Below are 25425 nucleotides of genomic sequence, written 5' to 3' on the forward strand. Positions count from 1 at the left end.
GCAGCAATAGGTCATTCGCTCCTGTTTTTGATGTGTCCCCGATTTAATTCCGATCAGAAAACTCAAGATTTAATAGGAATCTGACCCCTATTAAAGTGTTTGGCATTCTTTGTGCATCGCAATATGCTCCCTTTCCCTGCGAAAACTGAAGGAGCGCGCCCATGACGACGGCTGCCGAGATTCAACATCTCCAAGAACACGGTCTGTATTCCGGTGCCGACGAGCACGATGCCTGCGGCGTCGGCTTTGTTGCACACATCAAGGGCGAGAAGAGCCATGCCATCGTGCTGCAGGGCCTCAAGATCCTTGAAAACCTCGACCACCGCGGCGCCGTCGGCGCCGACAAGCTCATGGGCGACGGCGCGGGCATCCTGATCCAGCTACCCGACCACCTCTACCGCGAGGAAATGGCCAGCCAGGGCGTCACGCTGCCCCCGCCGGGCGAATACGGCGTCGGCATGATTTTCCTGCCCAAGGAACACGCCTCGCGCGAAGCCTGCGAGCAGGAAATGGAACGCGCCATCAAGGCCGAGGGCCAGGTGCTGCTGGGCTGGCGCGACGTGCCGGTCAACCGCGACATGCCCATGTCGCCCACCGTGCGCGCCAAGGAACCGCTGCTGCGCCAGGTGTTCATCGGCCGCGGCAACGACGTGATCGTGCAGGACGCGCTGGAACGCAAGCTCTACGTGATCCGCAAGACCGCCAGCGCCAACATCCAGCGCCTGAAGCTCAAGCACAGCAAGGAATACTACGTTCCCAGCATGTCGAGCCGCACGGTGGTCTACAAGGGCCTGCTGCTGGCCGACCAGGTCGGCACCTACTTCCTCGACCTGCAGGACAAGCGTTGCGTGTCGGCCCTGGGCCTGGTGCACCAGCGCTTCTCGACCAACACCTTCCCCGAATGGCCGCTGGCGCACCCGTACCGCTATGTGGCGCACAACGGCGAAATCAACACCGTCAAGGGCAACTACAACTGGATGAAGGCGCGCGAAGGCGTGATGTCTTCGCCGGTGCTGGGCGCCGACCTGCAGAAGCTGTACCCCATCAGCTTCGCCGGCCAGTCCGACACCGCCACCTTCGACAACTGCCTGGAGCTGTTGACGATGTCCGGCTACCCCATCAGCCAGGCCGTGATGATGATGATTCCCGAGCCCTGGGAACAGCACGCCACCATGGACCCGCGCCGCCGCGCGTTCTATGAATACCACGCCGCCATGCTCGAGCCGTGGGACGGCCCGGCTTCCATCGTGTTCACAGACGGCCGCCAGATCGGCGCCACGCTCGACCGCAACGGCCTGCGCCCCTCGCGCTACTGCGTGACCGACGACGACCTGGTCATCATGGCGTCGGAGTCGGGCGTGCTGCCCGTGCCCGAGCAGAAGATCGTGCGCAAGTGGCGCCTGCAGCCCGGCAAGATGTTCCTGATCGACCTGGAACAGGGCCGCATGATCGACGACGAGGAGGTCAAGTCCACCCTCGCCAACAGCAAGCCCTACAAGCAGTGGATCGAGAACCTGCGCATCAAGCTCGACAGCGTCAAGGCCGAGCCGGTCTCCGCACCGTTGAGCCAGGTCGCGCTGCTCGACCGCCAGCAGGCCTTCGGCTACACCCAGGAAGACATCAAGTTCCTGATGAGCCCGATGGCGCAGGCCGGTGAAGAAGGCATTGGCTCCATGGGCAACGACAGCCCGCTGGCCGTGCTCTCCAGCAAGAACAAGCCGCTGTACAACTACTTCAAGCAGCTGTTCGCGCAGGTGACCAACCCGCCGATCGACCCGATCCGCGAAGCCATCGTGATGTCGCTGGTGTCCTTCATCGGCCCCAAGCCCAACCTGCTGGACATCAACCAGGTCAACCCGCCGATGCGGCTCGAGGTGAGCCAGCCGATCCTCGACTTCTCCGACATGGCGAAGCTGCGCGACATCGGCAAGTACACCCAGGGCAAGTTCAAGAGCTACGTGCTCGACATCACCTACCCGCTGGCCTGGGGCGACGAAGGCGTGGAAGCCAAGCTGGCCTCGCTGTGCGCAGAAGCCGTGGACGCCATCAAGGGCGGCCACAACATCCTCATCGTGAGCGACCGCGGCGTGAGCCCCACGCAGGTGGCCATTCCCGCGGTGCTGGCGCTGTCGGCGGTGCACCAGTACCTGGTGCGCGAGGGCCTGCGCACCACCGCCGGCCTGGTGGTGGAAACCGGCTCGGCGCGCGAAGTGCATCACTTCGGCGTGCTGGCGGGCTACGGCGCGGAAGCCGTGCACCCGTACCTGGCCATGGAAACGCTGACGGCCATGCACGCCGACCTGCCGGGCGACCTGAGCGCCGACAAGGCGGTCTACAACTACGTGAAGGCCATCGGCAAGGGCCTGTCGAAGATCATGTCGAAGATGGGTGTCAGCACCTACATGAGCTACTGCGGCGCGCAGCTGTTCGAGGCCATCGGCCTGAACACCGCCACCGTCAACAAGTACTTCACCGGCACCGCCAGCCGCGTGGAAGGCATCGGCGTCTTCGAGATCGCCGAGGAAGCCATCCGCATGCACAAGGCCGCCTTCAGCGACGACCCGGTGCTGGCCACCATGCTGGACGCCGGCGGCGAATACGCCTGGCGCACCCGCGGCGAAGAGCACATGTGGACGCCCGACGCCATCGCCAAGCTGCAGCACAGCACGCGCTCCAACAACTGGAACACGTACAAGGAATACGCGCAGCTCATCAACGACCAGAACCGCCGCCACCTCACGCTGCGCGGTTTGTTCGAGTTCAAGATCGACCCGGCCAAGGCCGTGCCGGTCGACGAGGTCGAGTCGGCCGTCGAGATCGTCAAGCGCTTCGCCACCGGCGCCATGTCGCTGGGCTCCATCAGCACCGAGGCGCACGCCACGCTCGCCGTGGCCATGAACCGCATCGGCGGCAAGAGCAACACCGGCGAAGGCGGCGAAGACCCCGCGCGCTACCGCAACGAGCTCAAGGGCATCCCGATCAAGCAGGGTGACACGCTCAAGAGCGTGATCGGCGCTGCCAACGTCGAGGTCGACCTCCCGCTGAAGGACGGCGACTCGCTGCGTTCGCGCATCAAGCAGGTCGCCTCGGGCCGCTTCGGCGTCACCGCCGAGTACCTGCATTCGGCCGACCAGATCCAGATCAAGATGGCGCAGGGCGCCAAGCCGGGCGAGGGCGGCCAGCTGCCCGGCGGCAAGGTCACCGAGTACATCGGCAAGCAGCGTTATGCGGTGCCGGGCGTGGGCCTCATCTCGCCGCCGCCGCACCACGACATCTACTCGATCGAAGACCTGGCGCAGCTCATTCACGACCTGAAGAACACCGCGCCGCACGCCAGCATCAGCGTGAAGCTGGTGAGCGAGATCGGCGTGGGCACCATCGCGGCGGGCGTGGCCAAGTGCAAGAGCGACCACGTCGTGATCGCCGGGCATGACGGCGGCACGGGCGCCTCGCCCTGGTCGTCGATCAAGCACGCGGGCAGCCCGTGGGAAATCGGCCTGGCCGAGACGCAGCAGACGCTGGTGCTCAACCGCCTGCGCAGCCGCATCCGCGTGCAGGCCGACGGCCAGATGAAGACCGGCCGCGACGTCGCCATCGGCGCGCTGCTGGGCGCCGACGAGTTCGGCTTCGCGACCGCGCCGCTGGTGGTCGAGGGCTGCATCATGATGCGCAAGTGCCACCTGAACACCTGCCCGGTGGGCGTGGCCACGCAGGACCCGATCCTGCGCAAGAAGTTCTCGGGCAAGCCCGAGCACGTCGTCAACTACTTCTTCTTCGTGGCCGAAGAAGTGCGCCAGATCATGGCCCAGCTGGGCATTCGCAAGTTCGACGACCTGATCGGCCGCGCCGACCTGCTCGACATGCGCAAGGGCATCGAGCACTGGAAGGCCTCGGGCCTCGACTTCAGCCGCCTGTTCGCGTTGCCGAGCGTGCCGGCCGACGTGCCGCGCTTCCATGTGGAGAACCAGGAGCACGGCCTGGAGCGCGCGCTCGACGTCAAGCTCATCGAGAAGTCGCGTCCCGCCATCGACAAGGGCGAGAAGGTGCAGTTCATCGAGGTGGTGCGCAACGTCAACCGCTCGGTGGGCGCGATGCTCTCGGGCGCGCTGACCAAGGTGCATCCGCAAGGGCTGCCCGACGACTCGATCCGTATCCAGCTCGAAGGCACGGGCGGCCAGTCGTTCGGTGCCTTCCTGGCGCGCGGCATCACGCTGTACCTGATCGGCGACGCCAACGACTACACCGGCAAGGGCCTTTCGGGCGGCCGCGTGGTGGTGCGCCCCAGCCTGGACTTCCGCGGCGAAGCGGTGCGCAACACCATCGTCGGCAACACCGCGCTGTACGGCGCGACCACCGGCGAGGCCTACCTGTGCGGCGTGGCCGGCGAGCGTTTCGCGGTGCGCCTGTCGGGCGCCACGGCGGTCATCGAGGGCACCGGCGACCACGGTTGCGAGTACATGACCGGCGGCACGGTGGCCGTGCTCGGCAAGACCGGCCGCAACTTCGCGGCCGGCATGAGCGGCGGCGTGGCCTTCGTGTACGACGAAGACGGCCAGTTCGCCTCGCGCTGCAACCTCGCCATGGTGTCGCTGGACAAGGTGCTCACCTCGGCCGAGCAGACGGCGAGCGTGCACCGCAAGATCTGGCACGGCGGCGAGACCGACGAAGCGCAGCTGAAGAAGCTGCTCGAAGACCACCACCGCTGGACCGGCAGCAAGCGCGCGCGCGAACTGCTCGACACCTGGGCCGTGTCGCGCACCAAGTTCGTGAAGGTGTTCCCGAACGAATACAAGCGCGCGCTGGCCGAGTTGCACGACCGCAAGGTCGAGCTCACGAGCAGCGGCAACAACGCGCACGTCGGCCTCGAGCCGCATGCGCTGGTGGCCCCGTCCGCAACCGCCGCGGTCTGAGCGGCACCGAACACGAAGAACAGAGGAAAGCACGATGGGAAAGATCACCGGCTTCATGGAGCATGAACGCGTCGAAGAGGGCTACAAGCCCATCGAGGAACGCGTCAAGCACTACAAGGAATTCGTCGTCGGCCTGGACACCGACCAGGCCAAGGTGCAGGGCGCGCGCTGCATGGACTGCGGCACGCCGTTCTGCAACAGCGGCTGCCCGGTCAACAACATCATTCCGGACTTCAACGACCTGGTGTACCGCAACGACTGGCAGAACGCCTTCGCGGTGCTCGACTCGACCAACAACTTCCCCGAGTTCACCGGCCGCATCTGCCCCGCGCCCTGCGAGGCGGCGTGCGTGCTCAACGTGAACGACGACGCGGTCGGCATCAAGTCGCTGGAGCACGCGATCATCGACCGCGCCTGGGACGAAGGCTGGGTGGCGCCGCGCCTCGCCAAGCACAAGACCGGCAAGAAGGTGGCCGTGGTCGGTGCCGGCCCCGCCGGCATGGCCGCCGCGCAGCAGCTGGCGCGCGTGGGCCACGACGTGACCCTGTTCGAGAAGAACGACCGCATCGGCGGCCTGCTGCGCTACGGCATTCCCGACTTCAAGATGGAAAAGACGCACATCGACCGCCGCGTCGAGCAGATGAAGGCCGAGGGCGTCACCTTCCGCACGGGCGTGATGGTCGGCGCCGCGAAAGACCCGCTGGGCAAGGGCTCGAAGGTGACGAACCTGGCCAAGGAAACCGTCACGCCCGAACAGCTGCAAAAGGAGTTCGACGCCGTGCTGCTCACCGGCGGCGCCGAGCAGTCGCGCGACCTTCCGGTGCCCGGGCGCGACCTCGACGGCATTCACTTCGCCATGGAGTTCCTGCCGCAGCAGAACCGCGTCAACGCGGGCGACAAGGTCAAGGGCCAGCTGCGCGCCGACGGCAAGCATGTGATCGTCATCGGCGGTGGCGACACCGGCTCCGACTGCGTGGGCACCAGCAACCGGCATGGCGCGGTCAGCGTCACGCAGTTCGAACTGATGCCGCAGCCGCCCGAGGAAGAAAACCGCCCCATGACCTGGCCGTACTGGCCGGTGAAGCTGCGCACCAGCTCCAGCCATGAAGAAGGCTGCGAGCGCGAGTTCGCGATTTCCACCAAGGAATTCATCGGCGAAAAGGGCAAGGTCACCGGCCTGAAGACGGTTCGCGTCGAATGGAAGGACGGCAAGATGCAGGAAGTGGCCGGCAGCGAGCAGGTGCTCAAGGCTGACCTCGTGCTGCTCGCGATGGGCTTCATCAGCCCCGTGGTCACCGTGCTCGATGCCTTCGGCGTGGAGAAGGACGCCCGCGGCAACGCGCGTGCCACGGTCGACTTCATCGGCGGCTACGCCACCAACGTTCCCAAGGTGTTTGCCGCGGGCGACATCCGCCGCGGCCAGTCGCTGGTGGTGTGGGCGATTCGCGAAGGCCGTCAAGCGGCACGTTCGGTGGATGAATTTCTGATGGGATTCAGCGACTTGCCGCGCTGAATTTTGTTTCAATTTCGCGGGTCCGGTCACGGCCCCGTTATCATCCGCGTGAAACCGCATGCCGGGATGCTTGTGAAAGCGCCCCGGCTTTTTTATTGAGATGGACCCAGCCGCACCCCTGCCACATCCCTTCGTAGAGTTCCGCGACGTCACGTTCGGCTACGGCGCGCGCGCCATTCTCGACGGCGTTTCCTTCACCGTGCCGCGTGGCAAGGTGACGGCCCTGATGGGTGCATCCGGCGGTGGCAAGACCACCGTGCTGCGCCTCATCGGCGGACAGCAGAAGGCCCAGCGCGGCGAGGTTCTTTTCGATGGTCAGGACGTCGTCAGGTTCGACGCCAAGGCGCTCTACGCGGCACGTCGCCGCATGGGCATGCTCTTTCAGTTCGGCGCCTTGTTCACCGACATGAGCGTGTTCGACAACGTGGCGTTTCCGCTGCGCGAGCACACGCAACTCTCCGAAGCGCTGGTGCGCGACGTGGTGCTCATGAAGCTCGATGCCGTGGGCCTGCGCGGTGCGCGCGACCTGATGCCCAGCGAGGTGTCGGGCGGCATGGCGCGGCGCGTGGCGCTGGCGCGTGCCATCGCGCTCGACCCCGACCTCGTGATGTACGACGAGCCTTTCGCCGGCCTCGACCCCATATCGCTGGGCACGGCGGCGCGGCTCATTCGCCAGCTCAACGACACGCTCGGGCTCACCAGCATCATCGTGTCGCACGACCTGGAAGAAACCTTCCGCATCGCCGACCACGTGATCATCCTGGCCAACGGCGGCATCGCCGCGCAGGGCGCGCCCGACGATGTGCGCAACAGCGCCGACCCGCTGGTCCACCAGTTCGTGAACGCGCTGCCCGACGGGCCGGTGCGTTTCCACTACCCGGGCGTCAGCATCGAAGACGACTTCGGCAATGGCGAAGGAGGCCGCTCATGAGCTGGTGGAAGCCTGCCGACATCGGCTACGGCGTACGCAGCCACCTGGCCAACCTGGGCTACGGCGCGAAGCTCTTCCTGCGCCTGCTGGGGCCGGGCGCGCAGATCATGCGGCGCTTCAGCCTGGTGCGCGACCAGATCCATTTCCTGGGCAACTACTCGCTGGCCATCATCGGCGTGTCGGGCCTGTTCGTGGGTTTCGTGCTGGGGCTGCAGATGTACTACGCGCTGCAGCGCTACGGTTCTTCCGAAGCGCTGGGCCTGCTGGTCACGCTGAGCCTGGTGCGCGAGCTCGGGCCGGTGGTGGCCGCGTTGCTCTTCACCGGCCGCGCCGGCACGTCGCTGACGGCCGAGATCGGCCTCATGAAGGCCGACGAGCAGCTGAGCGCCATGGAAATGATGGCGGTCGACCCGGTGCAGCGCATCCTGGCGCCGCGCTTCTGGGCCGGCGTGATCACCATGCCGCTGCTGGCGGCCGTGTTCAGCGCGGTCGGCATCATGGGCGGCTACGTGGTGGGCGTGCTGATGCTGGGCGTGGACCCGGGCGCTTTCTGGGGCCAGATGCAGGGCGGCGTCGATGTGTGGCGCGACGTGGGCAACGGCGTCATCAAGAGCATCGTGTTCGGCTTCACCGTGACCTTCATCGCGCTGCTGCAGGGCTACGAGGCCCAGCCCACGCCCGAAGGCGTGTCGCGCGCGACCACGCGCACGGTGGTGACGGCGTCGCTGGCGGTGCTGGGGCTGGACTTTCTGCTCACCGCCATGATGTTCAGTATCTAAAGGGGCCCGCCCCCAATCGTTTCTAGAGAGTGCAAACCATGCAACGTTCCAACAATGACATCTGGGTCGGCCTGTTCGTGCTGATCGGCGCGGCCGCATTGCTGTTCCTGGCGCTGCAGTCGGCCAACCTGCTGAGCCTGAACTTCCAGAAGACCTATTCAGTCACCGCGCGCTTCGACAACATCGGCGGGCTCAAGCCGCAAACCGCGATCAAGAGCGCGGGCGTGGTGGTCGGCCGGGTGGAGTCCATCTCCTTCAACGACAAGACCTTTCAGGCCGACGTCACACTGGCTTTGCAAAACCGCTACAGTTTTCCCAAGGACAGCTCGCTCAAGATCCTGACCAGTGGCCTGCTCGGCGAGCAGTACATCGGGATCGAGGCGGGCGCCGAGGAGAAGAACCTGCAGGCCGGCGACACCATCACTGCCACGCAATCCGCGGTGGTGCTGGAAAACCTGATCAGCCAGTTCCTCTACAGCAAGGCCGCCGACGGGAGCTCGAACTCCGGTTCGGCGCAGGGAACCCCCAATAAAAAATGAAAACACGATCCTTTTTGCAAGTCGCCCCGACTGCCATGAAAAAACTCGCCAAATACGCGCGCTGGACCAGTGCCGCCGCCGTATTTGCCCTTGTCGCCGGTTGTGCCACCGGCCCCAACGCGAACCCGGCCGACCCGTTCGAGCCCTTCAATCGCGGGGTGTTCACCTTCAACGACAAGCTCGACGAAGCCGTGCTGGTGCCTGTGTCCACGGCGTACGTCAACGTGCTGCCCTCGATGGTGCGCACCGGCGTGAACAACTTCTTCGGCAACCTGGGCGACGTCTGGAGCTTTGCCAACAGCGTGGCCCAGCTGAAGCTGCAGAACAGCGCCGAGACCTTCATGCGGGTCAACGTCAACACCTTCTTCGGCCTGGGCGGCCTGCTCGACGTGGCCACCGAGGCGGGCATCGACCGCCATGACGAAGACTTCGGTCAGACGCTCGGCCGCTGGGGCGTGGCTGCCGGCCCGTACATCGTGCTGCCGGTGCTGGGCCCGTCCACGCTGCGCGACACGATCGCCAAGCCGGTCGATTTCTACGGCGACGGCCTCAACGCGCTGAACGACGTGGCATGGCGCAATTCGCTGACCGTGCTGCGCGTGGTCGACAAGCGCTCGCAGTATCTGCGCGCCGGCCGGTTGATCGACGACGCCGCGCTCGACAAGTATTCGTTCACGCGCGATGCCTTCCTGCAGCGCCGCCGCAGCCTGATCCAGGACGGCAAGTCGCCGGACGAGGACGCCGGCAAGTAAGACCGAGTCGACGGGCCGCGACAGCGCACAGGCCGCCTGCTTGCATTCCGTTGCAAGGCTTCACCTGTGCTTCAGGAACCCGGTAGGCCGGGGCCTTGTCGAACCCGTTCTATGCGTGGCACGCCATTCCTGTGCGTGCTGCGTGAAACCAGAAACCAGAGGGACCTGTCAATGAACAACAAGATGATCCTGCAACGACGCGGCTTCGGCCACCTGGTGCTCGCCGGCGCGATGCTGTTCAGCGCCGCCGCCACCTTCGTGAGCCCCGCGCGCGCCGCCGACGAAACCCCCGATGCGCTGGTCAAGCGCATCTCGACCGATGTGCTCGAGACCATCAAGTCGGACAAGTCCATCAAGTCGGGCGACGTCAACAAGATCATGGTGCTGGTCGACAGCAAGATCATGCCCAACGTCAACTTCCAGCGCATGACGGCCTCCGCCGTCGGCCCGGCCTGGCGCACCGCCACGCCCGAGCAGCAGAAGCGGCTGCAGGAAGAGTTCAAGACGCTGCTGGTGCGCACCTACGCGGGCGCCCTCGACCAGGTGAGCGACCAGACCGTCAGCGTGCGTCCGTTCCGCGGCTCGGCCGACGACACCGACGTGCTGGTGCGCACCGAGGTCAAGGGCCGCGGCGACCCGGTGCAGCTCGACTACCGCCTCGAGAAGACCCCCGGCCAGGGCGCCGGCTGGAAGGTCTACAACCTGAATGTGCTGGGCGTGTGGCTGGTCGACACCTACCGCACCCAGTTCTCGCAGGAAATCAACAAGAGCGGCGTCGACGGCCTCATTTCCGCCCTGGCCGCGCGCAACAAGGGCAACAGCAAGGGCTGACCGATGCTGGTTTTGCCCACGCGCCTGACCCACGACGAGGCCCCCGCCTGCATGCGCATGCTGCAGCAGGGGCTCAAAGGCCAGACCGATTCGTCCTCCACCGTGGTGGACGCCACCGCGCTGGCCCAGTTCGATTCGTCCGCGCTCGCCGTGCTGCTCGAATGCCGGCGCGAATCCAGCGCGCTGGGCCGCGGTTTCTCGGTGAAGGGCTTGTCGCCGCGCCTGCGCGAGTTGGCCGCGCTGTACGGAATCGCAGGCCTTTTGCCCGCTGCGCCCTGAAAAAGTAACGGCCCCGTAAAATCGCGGGCTCCCATGCCCGCGATCTCATTCCAATCGGTCTCCAAGACCTACCCCCCCTCCAGACAGCAAAAAGCCCAAGGCAAGCAAGGGCTCAAGGCGGTCGACGAGGTCACATTCCAGATAGAGCCAGGCGAATTCTTCGGCCTGCTCGGGCCGAACGGGGCGGGCAAGACCTCTCTGATCAGCATGCTCGCGGGCCTGTCGAGGCCCACGTCCGGCGCCATCAGCGTGCACGGTTTCGACGTGCAGCGCGACTTCGCCGAGGCGCGCCGCCAGTTGGGCATCGTGCCGCAGGAGCTGGTGTTCGACCCCTTCTTCAACGTGCGCGAGTCGCTGCGCATCCAGTCGGGCTACTTCGGCATCAAGAACAACGAAGCCTGGATCGACGAGCTGCTGCAGAGCCTGGGCCTCGCCGACAAAGCCACGGCCAACATGCGCCAGCTCTCGGGCGGCATGAAGCGCCGGGTGCTGGTGGCGCAGGCACTGGTGCACAAGCCGCCGGTGATCGTGCTGGACGAACCCACGGCCGGTGTCGACGTCGAGCTGCGCCAGACGCTCTGGCAGTTCGTCGCCAGGCTGAACAAGCAGGGCAGCACCGTGCTGCTGACCACGCACTACCTGGAAGAGGCCGAGGCGCTGTGCAACCGCATCGCGATGCTCAAGCAGGGCCGCGTGATTGCGCTGGACCGCACCAGCGAGCTGCTGAAGTCGGCCGCCAGCAATGTGCTGCGCTTCAAGACCGACGCGATGCTGCCCTGGGCCATTGCCCAGCATGCGCGCATCACCGGGCGCATCGTGCAGTTGCCGGCGCAGAACGCCCATGAAGTCGAACAACTGCTGGCCGCGATCCGCGAAGCCGGCGTCGCGGTGGAAGATGTGGAAATGCGCAAGGCCGACCTGGAAGACGTGTTCATCGACCTGATGGCGGGCGAGCAGACGCCGCTGGAGGTCGCGAGATGATGGCTGTTACTGGTTGGCGCGCGCTTCTCTATAAAGAGACATTGCGCTTCTGGAAGGTCGGTTTCCAGACCGTCGGGGCGCCGGTGCTCACCGCGCTGCTGTACCTCATGGTGTTCGGCCATGTGCTCGAAGGCCGCGTCACGGTCTACGGCACGGTCGGCTACACCGCCTTCCTGGTGCCCGGCCTGGTGATGATGAGCGTGCTGCAGAACGCGTTCGCCAACAGCTCGTCGTCCATCATTCAGAGCAAGATCATGGGCAACCTGGTGTTCGTGCTGCTCACGCCGCTGTCGCACTGGGGCTGGTTCCTTGCGTACGTCGGCTCGTCGATCATCCGCGGGCTGGCCGTGGGGCTGGGCGTGTTCGTGGTCACCATGTTCTTCGCCATGCCGGACTTCGTGGCGCCGCTGTGGATCATCGTGTTCGCGCTGCTGGGCGCCGCAATGCTTGGCACGCTGGGCCTCATTGCCGGCCTGTGGGCCGAGAAGTTCGACCAGATGGCTGTGTTCCAGAACTTCTTGATCATGCCCATGACCTTCCTGTCGGGCGTGTTCTATTCCATCGGGTCGCTGCCGCCGTTCTGGCAGAAGGTGAGCCACCTGAACCCGTTCTTCTACATGATCGACGGCTTCCGCTACGGTTTCTTCGGCGTGAGCGACGCCTCGCCCTGGCTGAGCTTCGGCATCGTCGGCACCGCCTGGCTGGTGGTGAGCGCGGTGGCCGTCCATTTGCTGCGCATCGGCTACAAGATCCGCGGCTGAACGTTTTTTCCCCACATCCCATGACCGCCGAACAACTCCAGGCCCTGATCCAGTCCCATCTCCCGTGCGAGCACATCACGCTCGAGGGCGATGGTCGACATTGGTACGCCACCATCGTCTCGGCCGAATTCGAGGGCAAGCGCTCGATCCAGCGCCATCAGCGGGTCTACGCCACCCTCGGTGCGAAAATGCACACGGACGAGGTGCACGCGCTTTCGATGAAGACCTACACGCCGGCCGAATGGGCCGCAGTGGAAAAATAACGTTCCGGCCCCCGTGGGGCCCCTGATTTCGCTGGAATTTCGATGGACAAACTTCTGATTCGCGGCGGGCGAGAGCTCCGCGGCGAAGTACTCATTTCCGGCGCCAAGAACGCCGCGCTGCCCGAGCTGTGCGCGGCGCTGCTGACCGAGCAGCCCGTGACCCTGCACAATGTGCCGCGCCTGCAGGACGTGTCGACCATGCTCAAGCTGGTGCGCAACATGGGCGTGACCGCCGAGCGCGACGACAACGGCACCGTGCGCCTGAACGCCGGCGACCTGGGCAACCCCGAGGCTCCCTACGAGCTCGTGAAGACCATGCGCGCCTCGGTGCTGGCCCTGGGCCCGCTGCTGGCGCGCTTCGGCCACGCCAAGGTGTCGCTGCCCGGAGGCTGCGCCATCGGCTCGCGGCCGGTCGACCAGCACATCAAGGGCCTGCAGGCCATGGGCGCGGAGATCGTGGTCGAGCACGGCTACATGGTCGCGCGCCTGCCCGAGGGCCGCACCCGCCTGAAGGGCGCGCGCATTTTGACCGACATGGTCACCGTCACCGGCACCGAGAACTTCCTGATGGCCGCTGCGCTGGCCGAGGGCGAGACGCTGCTGGAAAACGCCGCGCAGGAGCCCGAGATCGTCGACCTGGCCGAGATGCTGATCCGCATGGGCGCGAAGATCGAAGGCCACGGCACCAGCCACATCCGCATCCAGGGCGTGGAAAAGCTGCACGGCTGCGAACACGCGGTGGTGGCCGACCGCATCGAGGCCGGCACCTTCCTGTGCGCCGTGGCGGCGACCGGCGGCGAGGCCTTTTTGCGCCATGCGCGCGGCGACCACCTCGACGCCGTGATCGACAAGCTGCGCGATGCCGGCTGCACGATCGCCTGCGAGAAAGACGGCGTGCGCATTGCCTCGAAGGGCCCGGCCCACGCGCACCTGAAGGCGCAGAGCTTCAGCACCACCGAGTACCCCGGCTTTCCGACCGACATGCAGGCGCAGTTCATGGCGCTGAACGTCATTGCGCGCGGCGCCTCGATGGTCACCGAGACCATCTTCGAGAACCGCTTCATGCACGTGAACGAGATGGTGCGCCTGGGCGCGCGCATCCACGTCGAGGGCAAGGTGGCGATGGTCGAGGGCGTGCAGCAGCTCTCGGGCGCCACCGTGATGGCCACCGACCTGCGCGCCTCGGCCAGTCTTGTCATCGCCGGCCTCGTGGCCGAGGGCGAGACGCTGGTCGACCGCATCTACCACCTGGACCGGGGCTACGACCGCATGGAAGCAAAGCTTCGCGGGCTCGGTGCCGACATCGAACGACTGACCGGAGCGGCCGCCGCATGATCACCCTTGCCCTTTCCAAAGGCCGCATCTTCGAAGAGACGATGCCTTTGCTGGCCGCCGCCGGCATCGAGGTCACCGAAGACCCCGAGAAATCGCGCAAGCTGATCCTCGAGACCACCCGCCCCGACGTGCGCGTGGTGCTGGTGCGCGCGTCCGACGTGCCCACCTACGTGCAGTACGGCGGCGCCGATCTCGGCGTGACCGGGCTCGACGTGCTGCTGGAGAACGGCAACCAGGGCATGTACCAGCCGCTGGACCTGCGCATCGCGGCCTGCCGCCTGAGCGTGGCCGTGCGCAACGACTACGACTACGCCTCGGCCGTGAAGCAGGGCTCGCGCCTGCGCGTGGCGACCAAGTACGTGGGCCTGTCGCGCGACTTCTTCGCCAGCAAGGGGGTGCACGTCGACCTGATCAAGCTCTACGGCAGCATGGAGCTGGCGCCGCTCACGGGCCTGGCCGATGCCATCGTCGACCTGGTGTCGACCGGCAACACGCTCAAGGCCAACCACCTGGTCGAGGTGGAACGCATCATGGACATCAGCGCCCGCCTGGTGGTGAACCAGGCCGCGCTCAAGCTCAAGCGCGAGCCCATCCGCCGCATCATCGACGCGTTCGCGTCGGCCATTCCCTCCGCCTGAACCTTTCCGCCTGGACCCCATGACTCTGAAAGCAGCCCCCGCCCGACTCTCCACGACTTCAGCCAGCTTCGACGCTGAATTCAAGGCGCGGCTGCATTGGTCCGCGGACGCCGACGCGGCCATCGAGAAGGTGGTGGCGGACATCCTGGCCGACGTGCAGAAGCGGGGCGACGAGGCGGTGCTGGAGTACACGCGCCGCTTCGACGGCCTCGGCGCCGCCGCCGTGGCGGAACTCGAACTGACGCAAGGCGACTTCAAGGAAGCCTTCGACTCGCTGCCCGAAGACCAGCGCGCCGCATTGCAGGCCGCGGCCGACCGCGTGCGCAGCTACCACGAGGCGCAGAAGAAGGCCAGCGGCGAAAGCTGGAGCTACCGCGACGCCGACGGAACGCTGCTGGGCCAGAAGGTCACGCCGCTGGACCGCGTCGGCATCTACGTGCCCGGCGGCAAGGCGGCCTATCCGTCGAGCCTGCTGATGAACGCCATTCCGGCCCACGTGGCCGGCGTGGGCGAAATCATCATGGTGGTCCCCACGCCCGTGAAGGGCAGCGTGGCCACCGGCGGCGCGGGCGGGCAGTCGTCCACCAAGGGCGAGCGCAACGTGCTCGTGCTGGCGGCCGCCTACGTGGCCGGCGTCACGCGCGCCTTCACCATCGGCGGCGCGCAGGCCGTGGCCGCGCTGGCCTACGGCACCGCGACCATTCCCGCCGTCGACAAGATCACCGGCCCCGGCAACGCCTACGTGGCCGCCGCCAAGCGCCGCGTGTTCGGCACCGTGGGCATCGACATGATCGCGGGCCCCAGCGAAATCCTGGTGCTGGCCGACGGCAGCACGCCGCCCGAGTGGGTGGCCATGGACCTGTTCAGCCAGGCCGAGCACGACGAGCTGGCCCAGAGCATCCTGCTGTGCCCCGACGCGGCCTACATCGACCGCGTGCAGGCCGAGATCGACCGCCTGCTGCCGGCCATGCCGCGCGCGGAAATCATCGCCGCCTCGCTCAACGGCCGCGGCGCGCTGATCCACACGAAGAGCATGGAAGAGGCCTGCGAGATCAGCAACCGCATCGCCCCCGAACACCTCGAAGTGAGCAGCAACGAGCCCGGCCGCTGGGAGCCGCTGCTGCGCCACGCGGGCGCGATCTTCCTGGGCGCCTTCACCAGCGAAAGCCTGGGCGACTACTGCGCCGGCCCGAACCACGTGCTGCCCACCAGCGGCACCGCGCGCTTCTCGAGCCCGCTGGGCGTGTACGACTTCCAGAAGCGCTCCAGCCTCATCGAGGTCAGCGAGGCCGGCGCCCAGGTGCTGGGCCCCATCGCCGTGACGCTGGCCGAGGGCGAGGGCCTGCAGGCGCACGCGGACGCCGCGCGCATGCGGCTGCGCAAATCCGCTGCGTAAGATCCGGGCTTCCACAACAAGCCTCCGGGGGGAGCAAGCAAGATGATTGATCGTCTGTACCGTTCGCGTCTTTTCCGATTCGCAACCGGCCTTGCCGCGGGGGCCGCGTTGCTGGCCGCCTGCACCCAGATGCCGCAGGCGCCGCGCGACCTGTCTTCCGTGGGCGCCACCTCCAGCGTGGCCGCTGCACCCGCTGCACCTGCCGCCCCCGCGCCGCAGCTCGGCACGCAATGGGGCGAAGGCCTCGAGTCGAAGACCCGCAGCGTCGTCACCAAGCGCCTGTCGGCCCAGCCCGACGACGTGGCCTCGCTCGGCTACAACGAAGCTTCCGCCGTGCGCCGCGCCGTGGGCAACAACCCCGAGCGCCGCCTCAGCATGCTGCTGGCCGACGGCGACGTCGAATGGTCGGTGCTCGACGAAGAGGGCCGCGCGTTGCCGCTGCAGCGCGCGCGCCGCGGTGCCGGCCCCGGTGCCGACGACACCTTCCGCTTGGCCGGCGTCGAAGGCGCGCGCTACACGCTGCGCTTTCGCAACCTCAGCGAGCGCAGCTACGAGGTGATCGCCACGGTCGACGGCCTCGACGTGCTCAACGGCAAGCCCGGCAGCCTGCGCAACGGCGGCTACGTGCTGCGCCCGCTGCAGGCGCTCACCATCGAGGGCTTCCGCAAGAGCCAGAACGAGGTCGCGGCCTTCCGCTTCGCCGCCCCGGGCCGTGCCTATGCCGCCAACACCGAAGCCGGCGACGTGCGCAACATCGGCGTGATCGGTGCCGCGCTGTTCGAGCTCGAGGAGCCCGACGCGCCCCGCCGCCAGCGCCGCGACGCCGCTCCCTCGCAGCCCAGCGCCTTCCCGGCCGACGGCGCCTACGCGCCGCCGCCGCGCTACCGCAAATGAAGAGGCGCGCCGCCTTCTTGCTGGCCGTGGCCGTGGCCGCGCTGGCGTCCGCTGCGGGCGCGCAGGCCATGAGCATCCGTGAGCTGCGCACGCTCGAGGCCGGCGAAAAAGACGGCAAGGCCTACGCCAGCTACTACCTGGTCGGCGTGCTCGAGGGCCTGCGCGAAGGCGTCGAGGCCTCGCAGCGCAACGGGCAGAAGCCCGTGTTCTGCGTGGAGGGCCGCCGCCTCGAACCCGCCATGGCGCGCTCGCTCTACCAGACCGAGCTGAGCCGCAACGCCGACAGTTATGAAGCCGACATGCCTGTGCAACTGGTCATGGCCGGCGCCCTGAAGAACAGCTACCGCTGCACCCGATGACCGCTCCTGAATCTGCCCGTTCCCCGATCGACCGCATCCGCAACGACGTGCGCGCCATGCATGCCTACGCGGTGCAGGACGCGAGCGGCTTCATCAAGCTCGACGCCATGGAAAACCCCTTCGGCCTGCCGCCCGCGCTGCAGGCCGAACTGGGCGCGCGGCTGGGCGCGCTGGCGTTGAACCGGTATCCGGGTGAGCGCGGCGCCGAGCTGCAGCGTGCGCTCGCCGCGCATGCGCAGATGCCCGAGGGTTTCTCGCTGATGCTGGGCAACGGCTCCGACGAACTCATTTCGCTGCTTGACATTGCCTGCGACCAGCCCGGCGCCACCGTGCTTGCGCCGCTGCCGGGCTTCGTCATGTACGCCATGAGCGCGCAGCTGCAGGGCCTGAAGTTCGTCGGCGTGCCGCTCACGGCCGACTTCGAGCTCGACGAGGCCGCCATGCTGGCCGCCATCGCGCGCGAGAAGCCGGCCATCGTCTACCTGGCCTACCCGAACAACCCCACCGCCAACCTCTGGGACGACGCCGTCATCGAGAAGATCGTCGAAGCCCAGGGCGCGCAGGGCGGCCTGGTGGTGATGGACGAGGCCTACCAGCCCTTCGCCGCCAAAAGTTACATCGACCGGCTGGCGAAGCACGGCCATGTGCTCTTGATGCGCACGCTCAGCAAGTTCGGCCTGGCCGGCATCCGCCTGGGCTACCTGATGGGCCCGGCCGCGCTGGTGGCCGAGATCGACAAGGTGCGCCCGCCGTACAACATCAGCGTGCTCAACTGCGAGTGCGCGCTGTTCGCGCTGGAGCACGCCGAGGTGTTCGAGGCCCAGGCCCGGCAGATCCGCGAGGAGCGCGAGCGCCTGATGACGGGGCTCGGCCGCCTGCCCGGCGTGAAGACCTGGCCAAGCGACGCCAACATGATCCTGCTGCGGGTGCCCGATGCCACCAGGACCTTCGAGGGCATGAAGGCGCGCGGGGTGCTGGTGAAGAACGTTTCTAAAATGCACGAACTGCTCGCAAATTGCCTGCGCCTCACCGTCGGAACGGCCGACGAGAATGCGCGGATGCTGGCGGCACTCGAAGCCTCACTATGACCACCCCCTCCCCCCAGGACAGCGGCGACCGCATCGCGTCCGTCACCCGCAACACCGCGGAAACCCAGATCACCGTCAGCGTCAACCTCGACGGCACCGGCCGCGCCAAGCTCGCGACCGGCATCGGCTTCTTCGACCACATGCTCGACCAGATCGCCCGCCACGGGCTGATCGACCTCGACATCGACTGCCAGGGCGACCTTCACATCGACGGCCACCACACGGTGGAAGACGTGGGCATCACGCTCGGCCAGGCCGTGGCGAAGGCCATCGGCGACAAGAAGGGCATTCGCCGCTACGGCCATGCCTACGTGCCGCTGGACGAAGCACTGAGCCGCGTGGTCATCGACTTCTCGGGCCGCCCCGGCCTCGTCATGCACGTGCCCTTCACCAGCGGAATGATCGGCACCTTCGACAGCCAGCTCACCTACGAGTTCTTCCAGGGCTTCGTCAACCACGCCTTCGTCACGCTGCACATCGACAACCTGAAGGGCGTCAACGCCCACCACCAGTGCGAAACGGTGTTCAAGGCCTTCGCGCGCGCGATGCGCGGCGCGCTGGAGCTCGACCCGCGCTCCGTCGGGGTCATTCCGTCGACCAAGGGCTCGCTCTGAAGCGCGCCGGCGAACAGCTATGAAATCTGTAGCAAATACCGTCGCGGTCGTCGACTACGGCATGGGCAACCTGCATTCCGTGTCGCAGGCCGTGCGCCATGCGGCCGACCAGGTGGGCGTGGAGGTGTTCGTCACCTCCGACCCCGACGTGGTGCGCAAGGCCACCCGCGTGGTGCTGCCGGGGCAGGGCGCCATGCCCGACTGCATGCGCGAGCTGCGCGAGTCGGGCCTGCAGGAATCGGTGCTCGAGGCGGCGGCCAGCAAGCCGCTGTTCGGCGTGTGCGTGGGCATGCAGATGATGCTGTCGCGCAGCCACGAAGGCCCGACCGATGGCCTGGGCCTCATTCCGGGCGAGGTCGTCAAGTTCGACCTGGCTGGGCGCCTGCAGCCCGACGGCAGCCGCTTCAAGGTGCCGCAGATGGGCTGGAACCAGGTGCGCCAGGCCCAGCCGCACGCCGTGTGGGCGGGCGTGCCGGACGACAGCTACTTCTATTTCGTGCACAGCTTCTACGCCCGCCCGGTCGACGCCAAACACAGCGTGGGCGAGGCAGATTACGGCGCGAGCTTTACCGCGGCCATTGCACGCGATAACATTTTTGCCACCCAGTTCCACCCGGAGAAGAGTGCGGACCACGGGCTGCAGCTGTATCGCAACTTCCTCCACTGGAATCCCTGAACCTTTTTTCCCGTCCGGGCCGAACCCTCCACAGCCCGGACTCTGCTCACTCGCGTCACTTCCATGCTCCTCATTCCCGCCATTGACCTCAAAGACGGCCACTGCGTTCGCCTCAAGCAGGGCGACATGGACCAGTCCACCATCTTCAGCGAAGACCCCGCCGCCATGGCCCGCAAGTGGGTCACGGCCGGTGCGCGCCGGCTGCACCTGGTCGACCTGAACGGCGCCTTCGCCGGCAAGCCGCAGAACCACGCGGCGATCAAGGCGATCCTGAAGGAAGTCGGCGACGACATTCCCGTGCAGCTCGGCGGCGGCATCCGCGACCTCGACACCATCGAGCGCTACATCGACGACGGCCTGCGCTACGTGATCATCGGCACCGCCGCGGTCAAGAACCCCGGCTTCCTGAAGGACGCCTGCAGCGCCTTCGGGGGCCACATCATCGTGGGCCTGGACGCCAAGGACGGCAAGGTCGCCACCGACGGCTGGAGCAAGCTCACGGGCCACGAGGTGGCCGACCTGGGCAAGAAGTTCGAGGACTACGGCGTCGAGTCGATCATCTACACCGACATCGGCCGCGACGGCATGCTGTCGGGCATCAACATCGAGGCCACCGTCAAGCTGGCCCAGGCGCTGACCATTCCGGTGATCGCCTCGGGCGGCCTGTCGAACATGCTGGACATCGACAACCTCTGCGCCGTGGAGTCCGACGGTGTCGAAGGCGTGATCTGCGGACGCGCCATCTATTCGGGCGACCTCGACTTCGCCGCCGCGCAGGCCCGCGCGGACGAACTGGCCGGCGCCTGACCGTTTCCGTCCCCAGCGCGTGCTCTCCGCGCTCGCCATTGCCAACTACCGCTCGCTGCGCCAGCTGACGGTGCCGCTGGGTCGGCTCACGCTGGTGACCGGCACCAACGGCAGCGGCAAGTCGAGCGTGTACCGGGCGATGCGGCTGCTGGCCGACATCGCCAACGGCGGGGTGATCCGCTCGCTGGTGCGCGAAGGCGGCTTGTCTTCCACCCTCTGGGCGGGCCCTGAACGCTTCTCTGCGGCCATGCTGCGCGGCGACGTGCCGGTGCAGGGCACCACGCGCAGCGAGCCGGTCGCGCTGAAGCTCGGCTTCGCCGGCGTGGACATGGAAGATTTCGGCTACGCCATCGACATCGGCCTGCCGCCACCCATTCCACCGACTGCCTTTTCGCGCGACCCGCAGATCAAGCACGAGGCCATCTGGAGCGGCCCGCTGCTGCGCCCGTCCACCCAGCTGGTCGACCGCAAGGGCGCCGCGCTGCGCCTGCGCGACGGCAGGGGCTGGCAGGCGACGGGCCGGCCGATTCCGGCCTTCGCCAGCATGATGACCGAGCACGCCGACCCGCGCGACGCGCCCGAGATGCTCACGCTGCGCGAGCAGATGCGCTCCTGGCGCTTCTACGACCACTTCCGCTCCGACGCCGAGGCGCCCGCGCGCCAGCCGCAACTGGGCACCTACACGCCCGTGCTGGCCAACGACGGCGCCGACCTGGCCGCGGCGCTGCAGACCATCCGCGAGATCGGCGACGGCGAGGCGCTCGACCGTGCCGTGGACGACGCCTTTCCGGGAGCGCGCGTCGAGGTGCAGGCTACGGCCGACCGCTTCGAGACGCTCATGCACCAGCACGGCCTGCTGCGCCCGCTGACGGCCGCAGAGCTGTCCGACGGCACGCTGCGCTACCTGCTGTGGATTGCGGCGCTGCTTACGCCCCGGCCGCCCGCGCTGCTGGTGCTCAACGAACCCGAGACCAGCCTGCACCCCGACCTGCTGCCGGCGCTCGGGCGCCTCATCGCGCAGGCGGCGCGGCAGTCGCAGGTGATCGTGGTGTCGCATGCCGCGCGGCTGATCGCCGCGCTGGAAGACTTCGACGGTCTGCAGCCCGTGGTGCTCGACAAGCAGTTCGGCGAAACCCGCATCGCGAACCTCGACATGAGCGAGATCCCGCGCTGGGAGTGGCCCGCGCGCTAAGGGGCTTCGGCCGCCACGCGATCGCGCGCCAGCGCCCGGAAGGCCGCGCTGGCGATCACGCCCTCGGTCTTGCGGTGCGAGGCCGCAAGGCGTGTGCGGTGCGGCATGGTGGGCGGCACGGCGCGCCAGTCGGCCAGGCCGGGGTGCTCGCTCCATGCCAGGTTCAGCACCAGGGTGCGGTGCAGCGCCGGCAGGTCGTTGCCGTGGTCGTCGCACACCGACTGCATCTTCATGCGGTGCAGCACCGGCAGCAGCTCGGGCTCGGCGACCAGAAAGTCCAGCAGCCCGCCGCCGCGCGCCAGCGCAAAGCCGGCGAAGGCCTGGAAGAACCAGTTCACGCCCGGGTTGTAGTTGTCGTACACGTGCAGCTCGTAGCGCACCAGCACCGTGGCCAGCAGTTGGCGAAAGCGCGGATGCCGCGCGCCGAAGTCGATCAACCGGCAAACGTCGGCCGGGCTCTTGCGCGCGTACGGCGTGAGCGCCAGCCCGAACAGCGCCGGCAGCTCGGGCAGCCCCAGGTGGGCGGCGGCGCGGTGGCGGATGTCGGGCGCGTCGAAGCACATCAGCAGCAGCGCCATGTGCGCCGGCAACGCGGGCAGGCGCTGCACGATGGCGTCGAGGTGGCCGCATTGCACCAGCGGATGCAGCAGGTTGACGAACTCGCCGCCGGTGCCCCGGTGCAATTCGTGCAGCGGCGGCTCGGCGATCAGCGCCAGCGTGGCGTCGAGGTCGAAGCCGTCGAGCGTGCGCCAGAAGGCATGCACCCGCGGATGCGCATAGCCGACCTTGAACGCATGGGCCTGCAGCGTGCAGCTGCGGTCTTGGTAGTTCAGGCGGTTGGCCGTGGCGGCCGGGTCGCTGTCGAAGGCCGCGGTGTCGGCCACGCCGAACTCGGTGGGAATGTCGAAGGAGCCGTTGAAGAACCTGAACCTGTAGACCGGCGCGCCCTTGTGCAGCAGCTTGTCGCTGATGGCGCAGCGCGCTTTCGTCAGCGTGAGTTCGCCCTGTTCGAACCAGCAGAAGGGCGTGCGCCGCGGGTCCATGCCCCAGTCGCCCACGGTGCCGTCGAACACGCTGTCGACCCAGGCCTGTACCTCGGCATTGGCGTGCAGCGGGCGCTGGAGGGCGCTGCTGTCGTCTTGCGGCACGCGACGGGCCGCAAAGTCCCAGAACGCGCGGTAGCCGTGGCGGTACGCGCTCTGCACGTGGGCGAGTGCCGCGGCGGTGTCGCCCGCCGTGGCCTCGGCGACCGCGGCCCAGAGCAGGAACTTGTGGTCCCGGCAGGCGAGGGCTGCGTCGTCGGGCGGCATGGCGCGCGCCAGCGCAAGGGCTGCGTCGAGGCGGCCGGCGGCAAGGTGGTGTTCGAGCGCGTCGCTCAGCGCCTGCCAGGTGGCATCGGACCGGCGGTCCAGGGCGAGCAGTTCGGTGAGCGAATTGGGCAAGGGAGGCGTGTCGGGGCTGGCTGGCATCGGGCCGCAGTGTTGCACACGACCCGCGCCGCCCCGGGCGCCGCCGCGCGCGCTCGAACGCTACTCGGCCTTCACCGACATCGTCTGGATGATCGTTTCCAGTTGCGCGCTCATCGGCAGGTTGATGCTCTCGCCGGTGGGCAGCTTGCGCAGGAACCAGCGCTTGTACTGCCGCTCGATCTCGCCGTCTTCCGCCAGCACCTGGAACGCATCGACGATCAGCTTGTTGAGCTGCGGGTCGTCCTTGCGGTACATGATGCCGTAGGGGTCGTAGGAGAGAAAGTCGCCGACCACCTCGTAGTTCGCCTTGGCGGCGTCCTGCGCGATCAGGCCGTAGAGCAGCACGTCGTCGGTGGCGAAGGCGTCGGCCTGGCCGCTCTTCACAAGGCCGAACGATTCCGCGTGGTCGGGCGTTACCAGCAGGTTGATGCCCAGCTTGAATTTGTCCGACAGCTCGCGCAGCGTCTTCTCGTTGGTGGTGCCGGCGGTAACGGCCACCTTCTTGCCGGCCAGGTCGCGGAAGGACTTGATGGGCGAGCCCTTCTTCACCAGCACCTTGGTGCCCGAGACGAACATGGTGGGCGAGAAGCTCACGCGCTTCTGCCGCTCGAGGTTGCTGGTGGTGGAGCCGCATTCGAGGTCGACCTTGCCGCTCACGACCGCGTCGATGCGCGAGTCGGAGGTAACCGGCACCCACTTGATGGCGAGGCTCTTGTTCACCGCGTCCTCGATGGAGCTCACCAGCGAGCGGCACAGCTCGATCGAATAGCCGATGGGCTCCTTGCGCGCATTGAGGTACGAGAACGGGACCGACGACTCGCGGTAGCCGATGGTGATGGCGCCCGTGGAACGCGCCTTGGCCAGCGTGCCGGTGAGTTCCTGCGCCTGCACGGGAAGCGCCAGCGCCGCCAGCCCGGTGAGCACCGCGGCCGCCAGCCACGCGGCGCCGGCGGATGCGGAAGCCAAGGCAGAGGCTGGGGCGAGCATGCCGATGCGCTTCATGGCGTTTCGCCTCACGCGTGCGCCGGGTGGGCGAGGGTGGCGTTGGCCTCCTCGTCGATGGCCCGGGCGTTGACCTCGGCGTCGCTCTCGGAGAGCAGCTCGCCCTCCCACTTGGCAACCACAGCGGTCGCAATCGAATTGCCCACCGCGTTGGTGGCCGAGCGGCCCATGTCGAGGAAGGTGTCCACGCCCAAAATCAGCAGCAGGCCCGCCTCGGGAATGTCGAAGTGGTTCAGCGTGGCGGCAATCACCACCAGCGAGGCGCGCGGCACGCCGGCCATGCCCTTGGAGGTGAGCATCAGGATGAGCAGCATCGTGACTTGCGTGCTGATCGGCATGTGGATGTTGTAGGCCTGCGCGATGAACAGCACGGCGAAGGTGCAGTACATCATCGAGCCGTCCAGGTTGAACGAGTAGCCCATGGGCATCACGAAGCTGGAGATCTTGCGCTTCACGCCGAACCGGTCGAGCGCCTGCAGGATCTTCGGGTACGCGGCCTCCGAACTGGCGGTGGCAAAGGACAGCAGGAAGGCTTCCTTGATGAGCACCAGCAGCTTGAATACGCGCGGCCCCAGGAACAGGAAGCCCGCCAGCACCAGCACGCTCCACAGCACGAACAGGCCGAGGTAGAAGTCGCCCATGAACACCGCGAACTTCAGAAGGATGCCCAGGCCGTTCACGGCCACGGTGGCAGCCATGGCGGCCAGCACGGCCAGCGGCGCGAGCTTCATCACGTAGCCGGTGATCTTCAGCATGGCGTGCGACAGCTCCTCGATGGCCGCCACCAGCGTCTTGGCCTTGTCGCCCAGCGAGGCCAGCGCCACGCCGAAGAACATCGAGAACACCACGATCTGCAGGATCTCGTTGTTGGCCATGGCCTCCACGAACGACTTGGGCACCGTGTGGCTGACGAAGTCCTTCAGCGTGAACTTGGAGGTGGCGAGGTTGGCCGAGGCGCCGATGTCGGGCAGCGGCAGGCCCAGGTTCTCGCCGGGCTTGAGCAGGTTGGCCATGATGAGCCCGATGACCAGCGAGATCAGCGAGGCCGTCAGGAACCAGCCGATGGCCTTGCCGAACACGCGGCCCACCGACTTGGCGTCGCCCATGTGCGCGATGCCCACCACCAGCGTGGAGAACACCAGCGGGCCGATCAGCATCTTGATCAGGCGCAGGAACACGTCGGACACGATGGAGACGTAGTCGGCGATCTCCTTGGCGGCCTTCTTGTCCGGAAAGCTGGAGAAGATCATGTAGCCCACGATGATGCCGAGCACCATGGCGATCAGGATCCAGGCGGCCATCGGCAGCTTTTTTTTCATGCGTATCCCCTTGTGTCGTGTGAGAGTGATTTTTGGAGTGCACGGGACCGAAGCGGTCACAGGGTATCCAAGAAGGCCCCGGGCACGCAATGGCCCC

General features: G+C 67.1%; 24 protein-coding genes. 21 read left to right on the forward strand and 3 right to left on the reverse strand.

Annotated features, from left to right (window positions below; translation table 11 throughout):
• Positions 1-161 precede the first annotated feature (161 nt).
• From QTI51_RS00990 to QTI51_RS01090, 21 genes are all read left to right on the forward strand, one after another.
• Positions 162-4910, forward strand: a complete 4749-nt coding sequence (locus QTI51_RS00990; protein WP_286513266.1) for a glutamate synthase-related protein — start codon at positions 162-164, stop codon at positions 4908-4910.
• Between the two features lie 34 nt (positions 4911-4944).
• Positions 4945-6423, forward strand: coding sequence for a glutamate synthase subunit beta (locus QTI51_RS00995; protein WP_286513264.1), 1479 nt, complete (start codon positions 4945-4947; stop codon positions 6421-6423).
• Between the two features lie 100 nt (positions 6424-6523).
• Positions 6524-7354, forward strand: coding sequence for an ABC transporter ATP-binding protein (locus QTI51_RS01000; protein ID WP_116912199.1), 831 nt, complete (start codon positions 6524-6526; stop codon positions 7352-7354).
• On the forward strand, positions 7351-8133 hold the full coding sequence (gene mlaE, locus QTI51_RS01005) for a lipid asymmetry maintenance ABC transporter permease subunit MlaE (protein ID WP_116912198.1): 783 nt from the start codon (positions 7351-7353) through the stop codon (positions 8131-8133). Before QTI51_RS01000 ends, mlaE begins: the two co-directional genes overlap by 4 nt.
• Before the next feature lie 38 nt (positions 8134-8171).
• Positions 8172-8672, forward strand: coding sequence for an outer membrane lipid asymmetry maintenance protein MlaD (gene mlaD, locus QTI51_RS01010; protein WP_116912197.1), 501 nt, complete (start codon positions 8172-8174; stop codon positions 8670-8672).
• Positions 8673-8707: 35 nt separating this feature from the next.
• Positions 8708-9424 carry an MlaA family lipoprotein gene (locus QTI51_RS01015; RefSeq protein WP_286513259.1) on the forward strand — a complete coding sequence of 239 codons (717 nt, stop codon included), beginning with the start codon at positions 8708-8710 and terminating at the stop codon, positions 9422-9424.
• Between the two features lie 171 nt (positions 9425-9595).
• Entirely contained in the window at positions 9596-10255 is a 660-nt protein-coding gene (locus QTI51_RS01020; protein ID WP_116912195.1) for an MlaC/ttg2D family ABC transporter substrate-binding protein, read from the forward strand.
• A 3-nt stretch (positions 10256-10258) separates the two neighbouring features.
• A complete protein-coding gene (locus QTI51_RS01025; RefSeq protein ID WP_116912194.1) occupies positions 10259-10534 on the forward strand; it encodes an STAS domain-containing protein in 276 nt (91 codons plus the stop codon).
• 33 nt (positions 10535-10567) lie between these two features.
• On the forward strand, positions 10568-11515 hold the full coding sequence (locus tag QTI51_RS01030; RefSeq protein ID WP_116912193.1) for an ABC transporter ATP-binding protein: 948 nt from the start codon (positions 10568-10570) through the stop codon (positions 11513-11515).
• Positions 11512-12276, forward strand: coding sequence for an ABC transporter permease (locus QTI51_RS01035; RefSeq protein ID WP_116912192.1), 765 nt, complete (start codon positions 11512-11514; stop codon positions 12274-12276). The genes QTI51_RS01030 and QTI51_RS01035 overlap by 4 nt, the downstream gene beginning before the upstream one ends.
• 20 nt (positions 12277-12296) lie before the next feature.
• Positions 12297-12539 (forward strand): BolA family protein, encoded by a 243-nt coding sequence (locus QTI51_RS01040; protein ID WP_093048598.1) that lies wholly within the window; start codon positions 12297-12299, stop codon positions 12537-12539.
• A 42-nt stretch (positions 12540-12581) separates the two neighbouring features.
• Positions 12582-13874, forward strand: coding sequence for a UDP-N-acetylglucosamine 1-carboxyvinyltransferase (gene murA, locus QTI51_RS01045; protein WP_286513246.1), 1293 nt, complete (start codon positions 12582-12584; stop codon positions 13872-13874).
• Positions 13871-14512 (forward strand): ATP phosphoribosyltransferase, encoded by a 642-nt coding sequence (gene hisG, locus QTI51_RS01050; RefSeq protein ID WP_116912190.1) that lies wholly within the window; start codon positions 13871-13873, stop codon positions 14510-14512. The genes murA and hisG overlap by 4 nt, the downstream gene beginning before the upstream one ends.
• Positions 14513-14531: 19 nt before the next feature.
• Positions 14532-15908: a histidinol dehydrogenase gene (gene hisD, locus QTI51_RS01055; protein WP_286513244.1), complete on the forward strand. Its 1377-nt coding sequence runs from the start codon at positions 14532-14534 to the stop codon at positions 15906-15908.
• A 42-nt stretch (positions 15909-15950) separates the two neighbouring features.
• A complete protein-coding gene (locus QTI51_RS01060; RefSeq protein WP_286513242.1) occupies positions 15951-16802 on the forward strand; it encodes a hypothetical protein in 852 nt (283 codons plus the stop codon).
• A complete protein-coding gene (locus QTI51_RS01065) occupies positions 16799-17161 on the forward strand; it encodes a hypothetical protein (RefSeq protein WP_286513239.1) in 363 nt (120 codons plus the stop codon). The genes QTI51_RS01060 and QTI51_RS01065 overlap by 4 nt, the downstream gene beginning before the upstream one ends.
• Positions 17158-18249 (forward strand): histidinol-phosphate transaminase, encoded by a 1092-nt coding sequence (gene hisC, locus QTI51_RS01070; RefSeq protein ID WP_286513236.1) that lies wholly within the window; start codon positions 17158-17160, stop codon positions 18247-18249. The genes QTI51_RS01065 and hisC overlap by 4 nt, the downstream gene beginning before the upstream one ends.
• Positions 18246-18863: an imidazoleglycerol-phosphate dehydratase HisB gene (hisB, locus tag QTI51_RS01075; protein WP_286513234.1), complete on the forward strand. Its 618-nt coding sequence runs from the start codon at positions 18246-18248 to the stop codon at positions 18861-18863. The genes hisC and hisB overlap by 4 nt, the downstream gene beginning before the upstream one ends.
• A 19-nt stretch (positions 18864-18882) precedes the next feature.
• Entirely contained in the window at positions 18883-19539 is a 657-nt protein-coding gene (gene hisH / locus QTI51_RS01080; RefSeq protein WP_116912184.1) for an imidazole glycerol phosphate synthase subunit HisH, read from the forward strand.
• A gap of 63 nt (positions 19540-19602) precedes the next feature.
• Positions 19603-20346 (forward strand): 1-(5-phosphoribosyl)-5-[(5-phosphoribosylamino)methylideneamino]imidazole-4-carboxamide isomerase, encoded by a 744-nt coding sequence (gene hisA, locus QTI51_RS01085; RefSeq protein WP_116912183.1) that lies wholly within the window; start codon positions 19603-19605, stop codon positions 20344-20346.
• Positions 20347-20365: 19 nt separating this feature from the next.
• Positions 20366-21538, forward strand: coding sequence for an AAA family ATPase (locus tag QTI51_RS01090; protein WP_286513229.1), 1173 nt, complete (start codon positions 20366-20368; stop codon positions 21536-21538).
• Here QTI51_RS01090 and QTI51_RS01095 read toward each other — a convergent pair.
• From QTI51_RS01095 to QTI51_RS01105, 3 genes are read right to left on the reverse strand one after another with little or no spacing between them, the layout of a single operon-like run.
• Positions 21535-23007 carry a hypothetical protein gene (locus QTI51_RS01095; protein ID WP_286513228.1) on the reverse strand — a complete coding sequence of 491 codons (1473 nt, stop codon included), beginning with the start codon at positions 23005-23007 and terminating at the stop codon, positions 21535-21537. The two genes, QTI51_RS01090 and QTI51_RS01095, sit on opposite strands and share 4 nt — an antisense overlap.
• Before the next feature lie 60 nt (positions 23008-23067).
• Entirely contained in the window at positions 23068-23994 is a 927-nt protein-coding gene (locus tag QTI51_RS01100) for an amino acid ABC transporter substrate-binding protein (protein WP_503011470.1), read from the reverse strand.
• A 26-nt stretch (positions 23995-24020) separates the two neighbouring features.
• Positions 24021-25328 carry a dicarboxylate/amino acid:cation symporter gene (locus QTI51_RS01105; protein ID WP_286513223.1) on the reverse strand — a complete coding sequence of 436 codons (1308 nt, stop codon included), beginning with the start codon at positions 25326-25328 and terminating at the stop codon, positions 24021-24023.
• Between the last annotated feature and the right edge of the window lie 97 nt (positions 25329-25425).

Origin of the sequence: Variovorax sp. J22G73 (genome assembly GCF_030317035.1) — a bacterium.
Taxonomy (GTDB): Bacteria; Pseudomonadota; Gammaproteobacteria; order Burkholderiales; family Burkholderiaceae_C; genus Variovorax.